Below are 16,198 nucleotides of genomic sequence, written 5' to 3'. Positions count from 1 at the left end.
TTTGCCTCCCCGTCCCACCTGAGTCGCTGCAGGGGCCGTTTCCAGGCGTCAAGAGGCCCCTGCAGCGTGTCAATCGGGTTGTCATGAGTTTCAGCGCCCGACGGGCCTCTCGTTAGACTTGGGCCATGACTGAAACTGCTGCTTCCGCTGTGCCCGCCGACGCCCGTTCTGACGCCCGCTCTGCCTATGGCTACGGGGTGGCCACCGTGTCCACCCGCAACGGTGACGCCACCGTGCTGGACGTGTGGTTTCCGGCGCCCGCGCTCGGAGTCGCCGCGGAGGACCTGCGTGACGTGAAGAACGCGGACCAGTCGCTGATCGACATTGCCGCCAGCGGCATTGACCCGGACCGGGGCACAGAGCAGATCGTTGTCTTCGCCCAGATCAACCTGGATGCGGCACCCGCGGACACGGCGGACGCCTACCTTCGCCTGCACCTGCTCTCCCACCGGCTCGTCCAGCCCAACACCATCAACCTTGACGGCATCTTCGGCAAGCTTCCCAACGTGGTGTGGACCAACTTCGGCCCCGCAGCCGTGGAGGACTTCGAGCTGACCCGGGCGCGCCTGCGCAAGCGCGGCGCCGTCACGGTCTTCGGCGTGGACAAGTTCCCGCGCATGGTGGACTACGTCGTTCCCTCCGGCGTCCGGATCGCCGACGCCGACCGGGTCCGGCTCGGTGCGCACCTGGCCGAAGGCACCACGGTCATGCACGAGGGCTTCGTGAACTTCAATGCCGGAACCCTGGGTACCTCCATGGTCGAGGGCCGGATCTCGGCCGGCGTCATCACCGGCGACGGGTCCGACGTCGGCGGCGGGGCCTCGATCATGGGAACCCTCTCCGGCGGCGGCAAGGAAAAGATCTCCCTCGGCGAGCGGGTCCTCCTCGGCGCCAATTCCGGTGTGGGCATCAGCATCGGTGACGACTCGGTGGTGGAGGCAGGCCTCTACGTCACCGCCGGCACCCGTGTGCGCGTGATCGGCCCCAAGGACGCCGACGGCGAAGACACCAGCCGGATCGTCAAGGCCGTGGACCTTTCCGGCGTTCCGAACCTGCTCTTCCGCCGCAATTCCACCACTGGTGAGGTTGAGGTCCTCCCCCGCAAGGGCCAGACGGTGGAGCTCAACGAGGCCCTGCACGCCAACTGACCGCACCGGCTGGTACGGTATGGCGGGCGGCGAAGACCGCGCGGGCGGGGCCGACCCGCCCCGACGAAAAAGCCGATGACGCAGCCCGCAGGGGCCTGAGGGAGTATTTTCGTGGCACGACGAGGGAGCTGGCGGCGCCGGATTGTCCTTCTGCTGACCCTGGCGATGGTCGCGGGCGGCATCTACACCGCGGTGACGTTCCTGCAACGGTCGGAGACCTTGATCACCGAACGCTGCACGGCCACGGGAAGCGGCGGCGATGACCTCTCCACCGACCAGGCGGCCAACGCCTCCCTCATCACCGCCGTCGCGGTCCGGCGGGGACTTCCGGCCCGGGCCGCCAGCATCGCGCTGGCCACCTCGATGCAGGAATCCAAACTGCGCAACATCGGCCATGGCGACCAGGCCGGTCCCGACTCCCGAGGACTGTTCCAGCAGCGGCCGTCCCAGGGTTGGGGCACCACGGCGCAGGTGATGGACCCGTACCACGCCAGCAATGCGTTCTACGATGCCCTCGTCGAGGTTTCCGGGTACGAGTCGCTCGATATCACCGTTGCCGCCCAGCGCGTCCAGCGCTCGGCGTACCCGGAGGCCTACGCCCAGCATGAGGTGATGGCCCGCGCGTTCGCCTCCGCCCTGAGCGGGCAGACGCCCGCAGGCCTGGACTGCTCGCTGCGCTCCCCCGACGCCGCCGGGAATCCTGCCGCCGTCACCGCAGGGCTGACCGCTGCACTCGGGGACGTGACGGCGTCCACCGACGGCCGGACCCTGCTCGTCGAGGCCGAAGGAACCCAGGCCTGGGCTGTGGGCCAGTGGGCCGTGGCCAACGCCAAGGAGCTCGAAATCACCAGCGTGGAGGTCGAGGGCCGCGCCTGGAACCGGCAGTCCCGCGACGGCTGGCAGCCGGCCCAAGTCCCGGCCGGCCAGGTCAGGGTTACCGTCGCAGACGCCCCCGGCACCTGACCGCTACCGGGGGTCAGTTGGCAGCGGGCTCAGTTGCCAACGGGGTCAGTTGCCAGCGGGGTCAGCCGTCACCGGGCGGGCTCAGACGAGGAGATCGACCACCGGCTGCACGTAGCTGCGGAACAGCTCCGGCTGGGACAACAGCTCGTGGCTCATGATGATCTTATCGGGCTCGAGATACCAGGCCCGCGGCTCCGCAAGCGGGAGCTCGATGATCGTCAGGCCGAAATCCTTTGAAGCCCGTCCCACGTCAAGCAGGCGGTCCTCCACCATGTCGGCCAGCAGCTCGTTGTTGCCGTTGGCTTCGCGCTCCGCCTCGAGGGTTCCGTATTCGGCGAGGCGTTCCCGGGCCCACGTCAAAGCGGCCCCGAAGTGGGCCTGCAGCACGCGCCGGAGGGCCGGCGAATTGCTGAACGCACGGAAGCCCGGAGGGGAGAGCTCGGGGGACATTTCCGGGTGGTCTTTCAGCAGCTGTTCCCACCAGGCCTCCCATTCGGTCTTGAGCGCAGCCGGGCCGCCAACCTCGGCGATCAGGTGGGAGTGGTCCGAGGCGCGGATCTTCGGTGCCGCATGGCAGAGCGCCGGGTGTCCCGCGGTGTCCAAGCCGGCGGCGTCACGAACGTAGAGGGCAATGAGCATGGGACCAGAAGTATCCATCGTGATCCGCCAGCCTGGTCCGCCGGTGTGGTGCATCCAATTGCCTCCTTGGCAAGACGTACGATCTCAGTCTATTCCTGTTGTTATGAGGCGTTAACGGCTGGCTGCCCGGCCGCCAGCCGTCGGTTCAGGCCCGCCAGGTGGGCTTCGAGCACATCCTTGCACATCACGGCCGTCATCCACTCGGGCTGCAGGAGGGCGTGCATCGTCAGGCCGTCGAGGACTGCCAGCAGCAGTTCCGCTTCGGTGACGAGCACCTGCTGGTCGAGGCCGGCCGCGTGGTCGGCGTCAGCGCCTTCAGCCTCGGCCAGCCCCAGGATGAGCCCGCCCACGACGGCGGCCACAGCCCGGTGGCTGCGGTCGGCCTCGACGGCCAGGAACGGCCTTGTCCGGGCGGCATTCTTGAAGGCCATCCAGACGCAGGCATCAACCGCCCGTTCCTCGTCCAACGGAAGAAACTCACCCAGCAGTGCCAGGACGGCCGCATGCTGCTCCCCTGAAACCGGCGGCGTATCGCCCAGCCGGGAGTCCGCGTCGGTGAGGCGGCCGACGATTCGGTCCACCACCACGGCGAACGCGTGGGTCAATAGCTCGTCGCTGCTGGCGAAGTAGTGCCGCACCGAGCCGACGGCCAGCTGCGCTTCATCGGCAACTTCCCGCAGCGAGGCCCGCTCGAGGCCATCCGTTGCGATGATCCTGAAGACTGCGTCAACTATTTCCTGGCGCCGGATGACGGCGTCGACAAATTTAGGCACTGGTCTTTTTTAGCACGTACGTGCCGCGGCCGCCCCGGGCCACACCGGTCCCGGCGGGGACGTGGCGCGGGTCACAGCGGCACGGTGCCCCCATAAGTACGACGCCGGCCGCGCACCTCAGCAAAAGGTGCGCGGCCGGCGTCGTACTGTCTATCGCGCGCCGTGGCCGGCGGGCGGGCTACAGCGACGGGTAGTTGCGTTCCGGTTCGCCGACGTAGAGCTGGCGCGGGCGGCCGATCTTCGTGTTGGGGTCGCTGATCATCTCGCGCCACTGGGCGATCCAGCCCGGCAGGCGTCCGATGGCGAACAGCACGGTGAACATCTTCTCCGGGAAACCCATGGCCTTGTAGATCAGGCCGGTGTAGAAGTCCACGTTGGGGTAGAGCTTGCGCTGGATGAAGTAGTCATCGCCCAGGGCTTTCTCTTCAAGGCGCATGGCGATGTCGAGGAGCTCGTCGTTTCCGCCGAGCTTGCTCAGGACTTCGTGAGCCGTGGCCTTGATGATCTTGGCGCGCGGGTCGTAGTTCTTGTAGACGCGGTGCCCGAAGCCCATGAGGCGGACGCCGTCTTCCTTGTTCTTGACCTTCTCCATGTAGTCCTCGGGCTTGATGCCGTCGGCCTGGATCTGGCGCAGCATCTTCAGGACGGCCTCGTTGGCACCGCCGTGGGCGGGGCCGAAGAGGGCGTTGATGCCGGCGGAGACGGAGGCGAACAGGTTCGCGTTCGAGGAACCGACCAGGCGGACGGTCGACGTCGAACAGTTCTGCTCGTGGTCGGCGTGCAGGATCAGGAGCAGGTCCAGGGCCTTGGCGATGACCGGGTCCACCTCGTACTGCTCGGCCGGCAGGCCAAAGCTCAGGCGCAGGAAGTTCTCCACCAGGTTCATCGAGTTGTCCGGGTACAGCATGGGCTGCCCGATCGACTTCTTGTGGGCGTAGGCGGCGATGACCGGCATCTTGGCCATGAGGCGGATGGTGGACACCTCCACCTGCTCGGCGTTGAACGGATCCAGCGAGTCCTGGTAGAACGTCGACAGCGCCGACACGGCCGAGGACAGCACCGGCATCGGGTGGGCGTCACGGGGGAAGCCGCTGAAGAAGCCCTTGAGCTCCTCGTGCAGCAGGGTGTGGTGGCGGATCCGCTGGTCGAAGGACTCCAGCTCGGTGGGGGTCGGCAGGTTGCCGTAGATCAGCAGGTAGGAGACTTCCAGGAAGCTCGAGTGCTGGGCCAGCTGCTCGATCGGGTAGCCGCGGTAGCGCAGGATGCCGGCGTCACCATCGATGTAGGTGATGGCCGAGGTGGTGGCCGCGGTGTTCATGAAACCGGGGTCGAAGGCGACGGCGCCGGTCTGCTTCAGCAGCTTGGAAACGTCGTAGCCTTCGTTCCCTTCTACAACCTTGATGCGCGGGAGTTCGAGTTCGCCGCCGGCATGGCGCAGGGTTGCGCTGGTGGTTTCAGTCATGGAGTCTCCTCATGAGGCATCGGGGCCTCTGTCGAAAGCTGGTCCAACATCTGGTGAAGCTGCCCGCGGATCCTGTGCGGACAGGATTTCCAAAGGCTGCGCTGCCTTCTTGTGGAAAGCCACCATTGATCGTCAGTTAAAAAGTACCTTCACTTCGCGGGTGGCACTAATCCGGGGGGCCCGCAAAACGCCAAAAACACGCCACATGTGGCACGCGTCACAGCATTGTTACGCTTCCGGGTCCAGCCGCGAGACGGCGGCGTCGATCCTTTCGTCGCTGGCGGTCAGCGCCACCCGGATGAACCCGTTGCCGGCGTCGCCGTAGAAGACCCCGGGGCCAACGACGATTCCGCGGTCCGCGAGCCGGCCCACGGTGTCCCACGTCGCCTCGCCGGCGGTGGCCCACAGATAAAGGCCCGCCCTCGATTCATGGATTGTCAGGCCGAAACCTTCGAGCGCGGGCACGATCCGTTCCCGACGGCCCCGGTACAGGTCCTTCTGGGCCTGGACGTGGGCGTCGTCGCCGAGGGCCACGCGCATGGCTTCCTGGACCGGATAGGGCACAATCATCCCGGCGTGCTTGCGGCTGTTGACCAGGTTCGCCATGATCACCGGATCGCCGGCGACAAATGCCGCGCGGTAACCGGCCACGTTGGACTGTTTGCTCAGCGAATAGACGGCGAGCAGGCCATCGTGGGAGCCTTCTGCGACCTGCGGATCCAGGACGCTCGGGACCGGGGCGCCGCCACGCTGGAGGTCCCACTCCCCCCAGCCGAGTTCGGCGTAGCATTCATCGGACGCGACGACGGCGCCGAGCTCGCGGGCCTGCCGGACGATCCGCCGCAGCGACGCGATGTCCCGGACGCTGCCGGTGGGGTTGGCCGGTGAATTGACCCAGACCAGGCGCACGCGGGCCCGGGTGCCGGCGTCGAGCTCGTCAAGGTCGTCCGCGGCGACCTGCTCCGCACCGGCGAAGGTGGCCCCGATGTCATAGGTGGGGTACGCAACCGTGGGCCGGACGACGACGTCGCCCAGCTTCAGGCCGAGCAGGAACGGCAGCCACGCGACGAGTTCCTTGGAACCCACCGTTGGCATCACATTCTGCGGGTCGAGCCCGGGGACGCCGCGCCGGCGCGCAAACCAGCCGGCGATGGCTTCCCGCAGGGCCGGCGTCCCGTGCACTGTGGGATAGCCGGGGGCGTCCGCGGCGGCGCGCAGTGCGTCCTGGATGAGGGCCGGCGTCGCGTCCACCGGGGTTCCGATTGAAAGGTTGACGGCTCCTGCCGGGTGCCGGGCTGCCGTGGCGAGATACGGCGCCATGGCCTCCCACGGGTAATCGGGCAGGCTCAGGCCGAAGGTGCGCACCGCGGATGTCACCGTAGCGCCGTCCTAGTTCTCTTGGTTCTGCGGCGGCAGGGCGGCGATCATGGGGTGGTCGGTGTGGGTGTTCCCAACCTTCGCGGCGCCGCCCGGGGACCCGAGTTCGTCGAAGAACTCGACGTTGGCCTTGTAGTAGTCGGCCCATTCTTCGGGGGTGTCGTCCTCGTAGTAGATCGCCTCCACGGGGCAGACCGGCTCACAGGCACCGCAGTCCACGCACTCGTCGGGGTGGATGTACAGGGAACGCTCACCCTCGTAAATGCAATCGACGGGGCACTCCTCAATACATGCCTTGTCTTTGACATCTACACACGGCTGCGCGATTACGTACGTCACGTCCCTGGCCTCTCCACGTTGGTTCCGGCGACCGGCCGGATGATTTCCAGGCCCTGAGCCGGGCTGCTGACTTCTGAGCCTATTATCTCCCAGCCTGTTCCCGCGAACCTAGCCGGACGTCACACATGCTCCGCGTCTTACGATGATCTGATGAGCTCGCCTTTGCCCTTGCCCCAGCAGTTTCTCTCCGCCGCCCCGCTCGGCACCCGCGTTGTGGTCCGGTACAGGATCGAGGGCGGCCTGACGGATGCCCTCGGCGAGCTCGTGGACCGTGCCGACGGCGTATGCACCGTCCGCACCCGCCGCTCCGACGTCGTCATTGCCCTCCCCCTTGTCGTGGCAGCCAAGGAAGTCCCGCCGCCCCCGCCGCGCCGCGCCCCGCGGGTGCAGGAGCGCTGACGGGCGGTTCTGGGGTGGGCGCGTCGGTGGTTGCGCCCCGGGGACATGCCCTCCGCACCACCTGACCACTGGACATGCCCTCCGCACCTGGCCAACCAATGGACATGCCCTCCCCTGCTGGCCAACCACGCACATGCCCAGCCTCACCCCCGGCCAACCAATGGACATGCCCTCCCCTGCTGGCCAACCACGCACATGTCCAGCCCCACCCCCGGCCACCAATGGACATGCCCTCCCCTGCTGGCCAACCACGCACATGTCCAGCCCCACCTCCGGCCATCAATGGACATGCACTCCCCTCGCTGCTGGAGATGGACATTTCGACACCGTGCTCATCGCCGCCACCCAGCGCGGGACATGTCCAGTGGTGAATCGACGGAGCCAGGGACATGTCCAGCGGTAAACCAACAGAACAAGGGACATGTCCAGCGGTAAACCAACAGAACAAGGGACATGTCCAGCGGTAAACCAACAGAACAAGGGACATGTCCAGCGGTAAACCAACAGAACAAGGGACATGTCCAGTGGTGCAATGAAAGAGCACGGGACAATTTCAGCGGTGGCTGGGCGCGGTGCAGGATCAGAGTGCAGGCCCAGAGTGCCGAACCGCATCGCAAGGGCACACGAAGCCGGACGTGGAGTCTGACTCTAGGCGGCGGCAGATAGCCTGTTCAGGGCTTCGCGGACCATAGCGATGAAATCCTCGGGGTGGTCCCTCAACAGCGGGTACGTCACAACAAGAGTCGGGATTCCCCGGCGCGTGGTGACGTTCCAACGCCGCCGGTCTTCCTCGAAGCTGGCCCTGTCCATGTGGAATCCCGGCCCGTCAGTCTCGATGCCGAGACGGCCGTCGACCATCAGGTCCAGGTGTCCCATCCCTGGAACGTTGACCTGCGATTCAACATGGAAGCCGGCCCGCCGCAGCAGGAACCGGGCCAGGCACTCAATGAGCGACTGCGACTGCGGGACAATCGCCGACACGATCCGGCGCTCCCGGGTGTCGTTCCGGCCATCGAGCCGCTGACGCAATGAACCCAGCGGGAGTCCCTTCAGCACGACGGCGGATTCGGCGATGATCAGCCCGTGAGGTTCGGGTAGGCAGCGCAAGCATTGGATGACCGTGTCCAGGAGTGTCGGCGGGGCGGGCGCCCGGTGGCACACGAAGCCCTGGTAGCTCCTGCTGTGGGTGAGGGCAACGTGCGGCTGGGCCGGGGCTTCAAGGACCCACAGCCCGCTGAAGTGTGCCGCGGTGATGCACGCCGGTTCCGCCGGAAGCGAGCGTATGGCGATCAGCTGCGCGTCTGCACCGGGCAACGCATAGACGCCGCGGGCCACGCGTGACACGGCTCCCGAGTCCATCGCGGACTTGAGCTGAAAATCGGAGACCCCCGCGGCGGCAATGTATTTGGCGCGGGCGACGCCGTCGTAATTCGAGAGCACCTCGATGACGTTGGCCATTCACCCATGGTGGAGCCGCACTCTGCGCTCTGGAAGTCGGATCCCGCACTATGTGGAAAACTGCACCGGCCGGATGGGGGCGGTGCCGGACAGGTCCGACCATGAGGGGGGGCATGTCCCGCGCACCAACCCGGGGCCGGACATAATGCCATTGCGCCCACTCGAGCGCCCGAAAAATGGGCATGTCCCGTGGGGAGCCGGGCAGGGCGGTCCGGTCCTGGCCCGTCGTCACCGGTCCTGGCCGGCCGGCCTCCTGTAGCGCCGGCACCAGGCGAGCATGGCCACGGTGATGCCTGCGATGCCGAAGACCCAGATATTGCCCGCGGCGTCGCCGGTGACCAGGCGCTTGCCCGTTTCCAGGGTGGACCACCAGCCAATCAGCGCGTAGCAGAGGACTCCGCAAGCCGCCGTCGGGATGACAGAACGGAATGCCGCCCCCAGCCACAGCTGGACCGAGCCCAGCAGCACGAGCGCAGCGACGGCGCCCCACGGGACGTCCACTCCGCCCAGGACCAGATCGTGGCGGTGCAGGGCGGTGCCGGCCAGGGCAACAAAAAGAGCTGCCGGCACGGCGGCGGCAATGCCGCCTGCCGTACCGGCAGCTCTCTTAATCACGTTGTGGCTGAAGCCCGGAGACCGGGATCAGACCTTGGCGCGGGCGCGGTTGGCCTTGGCACGCTCGTTGGTGTCCAGGATGACCTTGCGGATACGGATTGAATCCGGGGTAACCTCAACGCACTCGTCTTCGCGGGCGAATTCGAGGGACTCTTCGAGGGTCAGGTCGCGCGGGGGCGTCAGGTTCTCGAAGGTGTCCGAGGAAGCTGCACGCATGTTGGTGAGCTTCTTTTCCTTCGTGATGTTCACGTCCATGTCGTCGGCGCGGGAGTTCTCGCCCACGATCATGCCCTCGTACACCTCGGAGGTGGGCTTGACGAAGAAGGATCCGCGTTCCTGCAGGTTGATCATGGCGAACGGGGTCACAACACCGGCGCGGTCGGCGATCATCGAACCGTTGGTGCGGTATTCGATGGGGCCGGCCCACGGCTCGTAGCCTTCGGAGATGGAGGCGGCGATGCCGGCGCCGCGGGTGTCCGTGAGGAACTTGGTGCGGAACCCGATCAGGCCGCGGGCCGGAACGATGAACTCCATGCGGCACCAGCCGGTGCCGTGGTTGGCCATGTTGGTCATGCGGCCCTTGCGGGCTGCCATCAGCTGGGTGACGGCGCCGAGGTACTCTTCGGGCACGTCGATGGTCATGTGTTCCATCGGCTCGTGGACCTTGCCGTCGACGGTCTTGGTAACCACCTGCGGCTTGCCGACGGTCAGCTCAAAGCCTTCGCGGCGCATCTGCTCGACCAGGATGGCCAGTGCAAGCTCGCCACGGCCCTGGACTTCCCAGGCGTCGGGACGCTCGGTGGGGAGAACCTTGATGGAGACGTTACCGATCAGTTCCTTGTCGAGGCGGTCCTTGACCTGGCGGGCCGTGACCTTGGCGCCCTTGACCTTGCCGGCCAGCGGGGAGGTGTTGATACCGATGGTCATGGAGATGGCCGGGTCGTCAACAGTGATCAGCGGCAGCGGCTGCGGGTTCTCGGCGTCGGTCAGGGTCTCACCGATGGTGATCTCCTCGATGCCGGCGACGGCGACGATCTCGCCCGGGCCAGCGGACTCAGCCGGGACGCGGTCCAGTGCCTTGGTCGCGAGAAGTTCGGTGATCTTGACGTTCTTGAGCTCGCCATTGGCGCGTGCCCAGGCCACGGTCTGGCCCTTGCGCAGGGTGCCGTTGTAGATGCGCAGCAGCGCCAGGCGGCCCAGGAACGGTGAGGCGTCCAGGTTGGTGACGTGTGCCTGCAGGACACCGTTCGGGTTGTAGGTCGGGGCCGGGATGTGCTCGATGATGGCCCGGAAGAGCGGCTCGAGGTCTTCGTTTTCCGGGGCGCTGCCGTCGGCGGGCTGCTCGAGGGAGGCGCGGCCGACCTTGGCGGCGGCGTAAACAACCGGCACGTTCAGGATCTTGTCCAGGTCGAGGTCCGGAACTTCGTCGGCGAGGTCGGAGGCCAGGCCCAGGAGCAGGTCCATGGATTCGTGGACAACTTCTTCGATCCGCGCGTCGGGGCGGTCGGTCTTGTTGACCAGGAGGATCACCGGCAGGTGCGCGGCGAGGGCCTTACGCAGCACGAAGCGGGTCTGGGGCAGCGGGCCCTCAGAGGCATCGACGAGGAGGACGACGCCGTCGACCATGGACAGGCCGCGCTCCACCTCGCCACCGAAGTCGGCGTGGCCGGGGGTGTCGATGACGTTGATGGTGATGGTTTCGCCGTTGGAGGACGGTCCGTTGTAGGCCACCGTGGTGTTCTTGGCCAGGATGGTGATGCCCTTTTCGCGTTCCAGGTCACCGGAGTCCATGACGCGGTCTTCGAGGTGGTTGTGCTCGGCAAAGGAGTTGGTCTGCTTGAGCATGGCGTCGACCAGCGTGGTCTTGCCGTGGTCAACGTGGGCCACGATCGCGACGTTGCGCAGGTCACTGCGCGATGCAGTGGCTACCGCGGTGTTGGTGGTGGTTTCAGACATGCGTTATTGCTCGATTCAGTGGTGAAGTCAGCTGTGGTATCGCGACATTTCCAACCGGAACGCACGACAGATAAGTCCCTTTGGCACAGGGCACCTACGACCATTCTAAACGCTAGGTCATTTATTGGCCTAAAATGCGGATCGGTGACCAGCGTCCGCGCTGTCGCCAGAGCAGGACGGGCGCACGGAAATGGTCTATCACGTGTGAGTAAAGTCACTGGATTTTCCAGCGCCCATGCACCATCATTGCTCTGATAGCAGCAAGCAAGCCCGGAGACATTCATGCGAAACGCCTCGGCCCTGTCCCGCTTCGTCGCAATGATGATCGCCACCGGCGTGGTTCTTGGCGGCTGCGGACAGACCTCTTATTCACCTGCGCCCGACGCGGGCTCTTCCGAAGTGGGCTCTTCCGACGCTGGATCATCAGAGTTGGGAGCTGTGGGCACGCCACTGACCGGCAGCGGGGCCGGAGCGGCCGTTGGCGCCGGAGTCCCGGTCGCGGCCGGGTCCGCGGCGAAGACGCGCATCGGGTCCACCATCGACCCCGCCGCACTGCCGAGCGGCTCGACCTACCGCAATCCTGCCAACGGCCGCAACGAGATCATCGTCAAGGACACCAGCAATGTCGCCGTGCTGATTGGCGACTCGCAATCGGAACCTTCCTACGGCTGGCCCAGGCAGGGCCTGGCCGCTGCTGGGTACAAAGTCTTCTTCTGTGGCCGGGGCGGCACCGGTTTCGTGGCGTCCAACGGCAAGACCGGCAACTACATCGACGCGCTTCAGCGCGGCGACTGGAAACTCCCGTACGGCACTCCTCCCCTCGTGGTGATCGAAGGCGGCGGGAACGATGCCGCACGCGGCGCCTCCGATGCGCAGATCGTCTCCAACGCGGAACGGCTGATCGCCAGCATCCAGCAGCGTTACCCCGCTGCCCGGATACTCATGGTCGGCACACTCGGGCGCGGCGCCCACTACGGCGGAGGACGCCGGAGCGAGGTGGACGCGCTTTTGGGGCGGGTGGCGGACCATCACGGGCTGTCGTTCGTCAGCGCAGGCGACTGGCTCACCCGGTACAACCTGACGGGCTCGATGGCGGACCGGGTCCACCTGAACCGGCAGGGCCACGCGGCCCTGGGCGCCGTTTTCGGCCAGCGGCTGCAGTCCCTGGGGTTTGACTATGCCGACCCCGGCATGCTCGCCGGATTGTCCCACTAACGCAGGTTTGTCCCACCGGCGCAGGCACCGCCGGCGCAGGCTTGTCCCACCGGCGCAGGCACCGCCAGCGCCGGGCCACAGCACAACAAAGGAGCCGGTGTCCGCCCCGAAGGGAGGACACCGGCTCCTGTACTGCCAACCGCTAAGCGCTGCCGGCGGCGGACTTCTTCAAGCCCTCAGGAAGCGGCCGCTCAGGCCACGTCCATTTCCGGCGGCAGCATGAGGCCGGCGCCGGGGATGGCGTTGAGCAGCGCCCGGGTGTAGTCCTGCTGCGGCGACTCGAAGACGTCGTCCGTCGAGCCTGTTTCCACCAGCTTGCCCTTCTCCATGACGCACACGCGGTCGGCGATCTGCCGGACCACCGCGAGGTCGTGGGTGATGAACAGGTAGGTCAGGCCGAGCCGGGACTGCAGTTCGGCGAGCAGGTTCAGCACCTGCGCCTGCACCAGCACATCCAGTGCCGAGACGGCCTCGTCGCAGATGATCACTTCGGGGTCCAGAGCCAGGGCGCGGGCGATCGCGACCCGCTGGCGCTGGCCGCCGGAGAGCTCGTTGGGGTACCGCTGCATGGTGGACTGCGGCAGCGCCACCTGGTCCAGCAATTCCCGGACCTTCTTCTCGCGGCTGGCCTTGTCCCCGATCTTGTGGGTCCGCAGCGGTTCCTCGATGGTCCGGAAGATGTTGTACATCGGGTCCAGGGACCCGTACGGGTCCTGGAAGATCGGCTGTACACGGCGCCTGAAGGCGAAGAGCTCTTTGCTGTTCAGCGTGGAGGTGTCCACGCCGTCGAAGATGATCTTGCCGGAGGTCGGCGTCAGGAGGTTCAGGACCATCTGCGCCACCGTGGACTTGCCGGAACCCGACTCCCCCACGATCGCCGTCGTGGTTCCCCGCTTGACGTTGAAGGAGATGTCGTCGACGGCGGTGAAGTCCGTGGACTTGCCCAGGCCCGAACGCAGCTTGAAGACCTTCCTGAGGTTCTGGATCTGCAGGACGTCGTCGGACTTGGCCGGCTCAACCACGCCGGTCTCGCTCGGGGCGAGCATGTCGTCGGTTTCCACGCCGAGTTCCTTGGCCGCCTGGATGCGCCGGGACGCCAGCGACGGCGCCGAGGCGACCAGCCGCTGGGTGTACGGGTGCTGCGGGTTCTGCAGCAGCTCCAGCGAGGGTCCGGATTCGACAACCTGGCCGCGGTACATGACCACCACCTGATCAGCACGCTCGGCGGCGAGGCCGAGGTCGTGCGTGATCAGCAGCACCGCGGTGCCCAGTTCCGTGGTCATCTTGTCCAGGTGATCGAGGATCTGGCGCTGCACGGTCACGTCGAGCGCCGAGGTCGGCTCGTCCGCGATGAGCAGGCGCGGCTGGCAGGCGAGCCCGATCGCGATCAGCGCGCGCTGGCGCATGCCGCCGGAGAACTCGTGGGGGTACTGCTTGGCGCGGCTTCCGGCGTCGGGCAGCCCGGCCTGGGAAAGGACCTTGGCGACGTCGTCGGGGCCGCTCGGGAGTCCGTTGGCCTTCAGCGTCTCGCGGACCTGGTCGCCGATCTTCCACACCGGGTTCAGGTTGGACATCGGGTCCTGCGGGACCATGCCGATGCTGTTGCCGCGCAGTTCGATCATCCGCTTTTCGCTGGCGTTGGAGATGTCCTCGCCATCGAACAGGATCTGGCCTGCCGCGACCCGCCCGTTGCCCGGGAGCAGGCCGATAGCAGCCAGCGCGGTGGTGGACTTGCCGGAGCCCGACTCGCCCACAATCGCGACGGTTTCGCCCGGCATGACGGTGAGGTGGGCGTTGCGGACGGCGTTGACCTCGCCGTTGCTGGTGGTGAACCCGATGGCCAGGTCCTTGATTTCAAGCAGCGGGCGCTCAGTGGCGTACTCAGCTTCCTGGAAGTCAACAGAGGCGCTCATGGTGTCCCCTTTCATCGCTTGCGGGCTTTGGGATCGAGGGCATCACGCAGGGCATCGCCCAGCATGATGAAGCTCAGGACGGTGATGGACAGCGCGATGGCCGGGTAGATCAGTGGCATCGGGTTGGACCGGAGGGAAGCCTTTGCCGCGTCGATGTCATTGCCCCAGGACATGACGCTGGCCGGCAGCCCGATGCCGAGGAAGGACAGCGTGGACTCGGCCACGATGAACGTTCCCAGGGAGATGGTGGCCACGACGATGATCGGAGCCAGCGAGTTCGGCAGGACGTGGCGCATGAGGGCGCCGAACTTCGAGACGCCCAGCGACCGGGCGGCCGTGACGAAGTCGGCGTTCCGGACCTCAACGACGGCGCCGCGGGTGATGCGGGCAATCTGCGGCCAGCCGAAGATGATCAGGATGAGCACCAGCGTCCACACGGTCTTGTTAGCCCGGAACATCGGCAGCTGCATCAGCACGATCGCGCCCAGGATCAGGGGAAGGGCGAAGAAGATGTCATTGATGCGGGCCAGGACCGAGTCGATCCAGCCGCCGTAATAGCCGGCGACGGCACCCATGATGCCACCGATCAGCAGCACGCCGATGGTGGTCAACAGGCCCACGGTCACCGAGGACCTCGTACCGAAGATAACGCGGGCGTAGACGTCGCAGCCCAACTGGGTGAAGCCCAGCGGGTGGCCCGCGGCGGGGCCGGCGTCGGAGTTGGCCAGCTGGCAGGCCTCCGAGGTCGGGTCGATCGGCGAGAAGAGCCCCGGGAAGAGCGACACCGCCACGACCACGAGGATCAGGAACACGGAGATGATGAAGAGCGGCTGCTTGCGCAGGTTCTTCCAGGCCTCACCCCACAGGCTTAGCGGTGCGGCTTCGTCCTTGACCCGGTCCGTTACCTGGAGCGGAGTCTCGGAGACATCGGCCACGAAGTGCACGGTCCGGCGGGCCGGGCGGCGCGAATCGGCGTGCCGTGCGGTGGTGGTGGTGTTATCAGGAGTCATAACGGATCCTCGGGTCAAGCCAGCCGTAAAGCAGGTCAACGAGCAGGTTGGAGAGGCAGTAGATCAGCACCAGGACGGTGACGATCGAGACCACCGTGGGCCCTTCGCCGGACAACACGGCCCGGTAGAGCCGGTTGCCTACGCCCGGAACGTTGAAGATTCCTTCCGTGACGATTGCCCCGCCCATCAAGGCACCTAGGTCGGCGCCCAGGAAGGTAATGACGGGAATCAGGGAGTTGCGCAGGATGTGGACGCGGACCACCTGGAACCGGGAGAGGCCCTTGGCGGTGGCGGTGCGCACATAGTCGGCGTTCATGTTTTCGATGACGGACGTGCGGGTCAGGCGCAGGACGTAGGCGAACGATCCCAGTCCCAGCACGATCGCCGGCAGGATGAGGTCCGGGATGGTCGCCGCAGAGCTGACGGTCGGTTTGGCCCAGCCGAGCTGGACTCCGATGGTGAACTGCAGCAGGAAGCCGAGGACGAAGATCGGGATGCCGATTACGATCAGCGAAAAGATCAGGACCGTGGCGTCAAAGAGCTTGCCCTTGCGCAGGCCGGCGATGAGGCCGAAGATGATGCCGAAAAAGGCCTCGAAGATCAGCGCCATGATGGCCAGCCGCGCCGTGACGGGGAAGACCTCGCCGAGCACGGCGGCGATGGGGCGTCCGGAGAAGTCCTGGCCGAGGTCGAACGTGAAGATGCTCTTGAGGTAAAGCAGGTATTGCATCCAGAACGGCTGGTCCAGGTGGTACTGCATGCGCAGCTTGGCTGCGACCGCCTCGTTCACCGGCTTGTCGCCGAACAGGGCCACGATGGGGTCACCGGGCAGGCTGAAGACCAGGAAATAGACCAGCAGTGTTGCGCCCAGGAAGACGGGAATCAGTTGCAGGAAACGCTTGAGGATGTATGTCGACATCAGCGAGTCACA

Annotated in this window: 15 protein-coding genes; 4 read left to right on the top strand and 11 right to left on the bottom strand. The window is 66.3% G+C overall.

Annotated features, from left to right (window positions below; translation table 11 throughout):
• Nucleotides 1-125: 125 nt before the first annotated feature.
• Both dapD and AC1DFR_RS15215 read left to right on the top strand, forming a co-directional pair.
• Nucleotides 126-1,148, top strand: coding sequence for a 2,3,4,5-tetrahydropyridine-2,6-dicarboxylate N-succinyltransferase (gene dapD / locus AC1DFR_RS15220; protein ID WP_476873787.1), 1,023 nt, complete (start codon nt 126-128; stop codon nt 1,146-1,148).
• Between the two features lie 111 nt (nt 1,149-1,259).
• Nucleotides 1,260-2,111, top strand: coding sequence for a hypothetical protein (locus AC1DFR_RS15215; protein ID WP_476855764.1), 852 nt, complete (start codon nt 1,260-1,262; stop codon nt 2,109-2,111).
• A gap of 81 nt (nt 2,112-2,192) precedes the next feature.
• Here AC1DFR_RS15215 and AC1DFR_RS15210 read toward each other — a convergent pair whose 3' ends face one another.
• The 5 genes from AC1DFR_RS15210 to fdxA all read right to left on the bottom strand — a co-directional run bounded on the left by AC1DFR_RS15210 (nt 2,193) and on the right by fdxA (nt 6,701).
• On the bottom strand, nt 2,193-2,804 hold the full coding sequence (locus tag AC1DFR_RS15210) for a hypothetical protein (RefSeq protein WP_028275685.1): 612 nt from the start codon (nt 2,802-2,804) through the stop codon (nt 2,193-2,195).
• Between the two features lie 47 nt (nt 2,805-2,851).
• Complete coding sequence (locus tag AC1DFR_RS15205; protein WP_476873786.1) at nt 2,852-3,523, bottom strand: TetR/AcrR family transcriptional regulator; 672 nt, start codon at nt 3,521-3,523, stop codon at nt 2,852-2,854.
• Nucleotides 3,524-3,701: 178 nt separating this feature from the next.
• Entirely contained in the window at nt 3,702-4,985 is a 1,284-nt protein-coding gene (locus tag AC1DFR_RS15200) for a citrate synthase (RefSeq protein ID WP_028275687.1), read from the bottom strand.
• Between the two features lie 228 nt (nt 4,986-5,213).
• The gene (gene dapC, locus AC1DFR_RS15195) at nt 5,214-6,362 is read right to left on the bottom strand and encodes a succinyldiaminopimelate transaminase (RefSeq protein WP_476873785.1); all 1,149 of its coding nucleotides are present in this window, start codon (nt 6,360-6,362) and stop codon (nt 5,214-5,216) included.
• Nucleotides 6,363-6,374: 12 nt separating this feature from the next.
• A complete protein-coding gene (fdxA, locus tag AC1DFR_RS15190) occupies nt 6,375-6,701 on the bottom strand; it encodes a ferredoxin (RefSeq protein ID WP_028275689.1) in 327 nt (108 codons plus the stop codon).
• A gap of 150 nt (nt 6,702-6,851) precedes the next feature.
• On the opposite strand from fdxA, the gene AC1DFR_RS15185 reads away from it, so the two are divergent.
• On the top strand, nt 6,852-7,100 hold the full coding sequence (locus AC1DFR_RS15185) for a putative acetyltransferase (protein ID WP_476873784.1): 249 nt from the start codon (nt 6,852-6,854) through the stop codon (nt 7,098-7,100).
• A 648-nt stretch (nt 7,101-7,748) separates the two neighbouring features.
• Here the strand turns inward: AC1DFR_RS15185 and AC1DFR_RS15180 are convergent.
• From AC1DFR_RS15180 to typA, 3 genes are all read right to left on the bottom strand, one after another.
• Nucleotides 7,749-8,558, bottom strand: coding sequence for a type IV toxin-antitoxin system AbiEi family antitoxin domain-containing protein (locus tag AC1DFR_RS15180; RefSeq protein WP_476873783.1), 810 nt, complete (start codon nt 8,556-8,558; stop codon nt 7,749-7,751).
• A 228-nt stretch (nt 8,559-8,786) separates the two neighbouring features.
• Complete coding sequence (locus AC1DFR_RS15175) at nt 8,787-9,173, bottom strand: hypothetical protein (protein ID WP_476873782.1); 387 nt, start codon at nt 9,171-9,173, stop codon at nt 8,787-8,789.
• A 27-nt stretch (nt 9,174-9,200) separates the two neighbouring features.
• Entirely contained in the window at nt 9,201-11,129 is a 1,929-nt protein-coding gene (typA, locus tag AC1DFR_RS15170) for a translational GTPase TypA (RefSeq protein ID WP_079550304.1), read from the bottom strand.
• A gap of 282 nt (nt 11,130-11,411) precedes the next feature.
• On the opposite strand from typA, the gene AC1DFR_RS15165 reads away from it, so the two are divergent.
• Nucleotides 11,412-12,344, top strand: coding sequence for an SGNH/GDSL hydrolase family protein (locus AC1DFR_RS15165; RefSeq protein ID WP_476873781.1), 933 nt, complete (start codon nt 11,412-11,414; stop codon nt 12,342-12,344).
• 191 nt (nt 12,345-12,535) lie between these two features.
• Here the strand turns inward: AC1DFR_RS15165 and AC1DFR_RS15160 are convergent, their stop codons facing one another.
• From AC1DFR_RS15160 to AC1DFR_RS15150, 3 genes are read right to left on the bottom strand one after another with little or no spacing between them, the layout of a single operon-like run.
• On the bottom strand, nt 12,536-14,257 hold the full coding sequence (locus AC1DFR_RS15160) for an ABC transporter ATP-binding protein (RefSeq protein WP_223913888.1): 1,722 nt from the start codon (nt 14,255-14,257) through the stop codon (nt 12,536-12,538).
• Between the two features lie 11 nt (nt 14,258-14,268).
• Complete coding sequence (locus tag AC1DFR_RS15155; protein ID WP_230007110.1) at nt 14,269-15,267, bottom strand: ABC transporter permease; 999 nt, start codon at nt 15,265-15,267, stop codon at nt 14,269-14,271.
• On the bottom strand, nt 15,257-16,186 hold the full coding sequence (locus AC1DFR_RS15150) for an ABC transporter permease (RefSeq protein ID WP_230007109.1): 930 nt from the start codon (nt 16,184-16,186) through the stop codon (nt 15,257-15,259). The genes AC1DFR_RS15155 and AC1DFR_RS15150 overlap by 11 nt, the downstream gene beginning before the upstream one ends.
• Nucleotides 16,187-16,198: the final 12 nt, after the last annotated feature.

Source organism: Arthrobacter sp. 05T410 (assembly GCF_056396505.1).
This window is presented reverse-complemented; position numbering and strand designations above follow the sequence as displayed.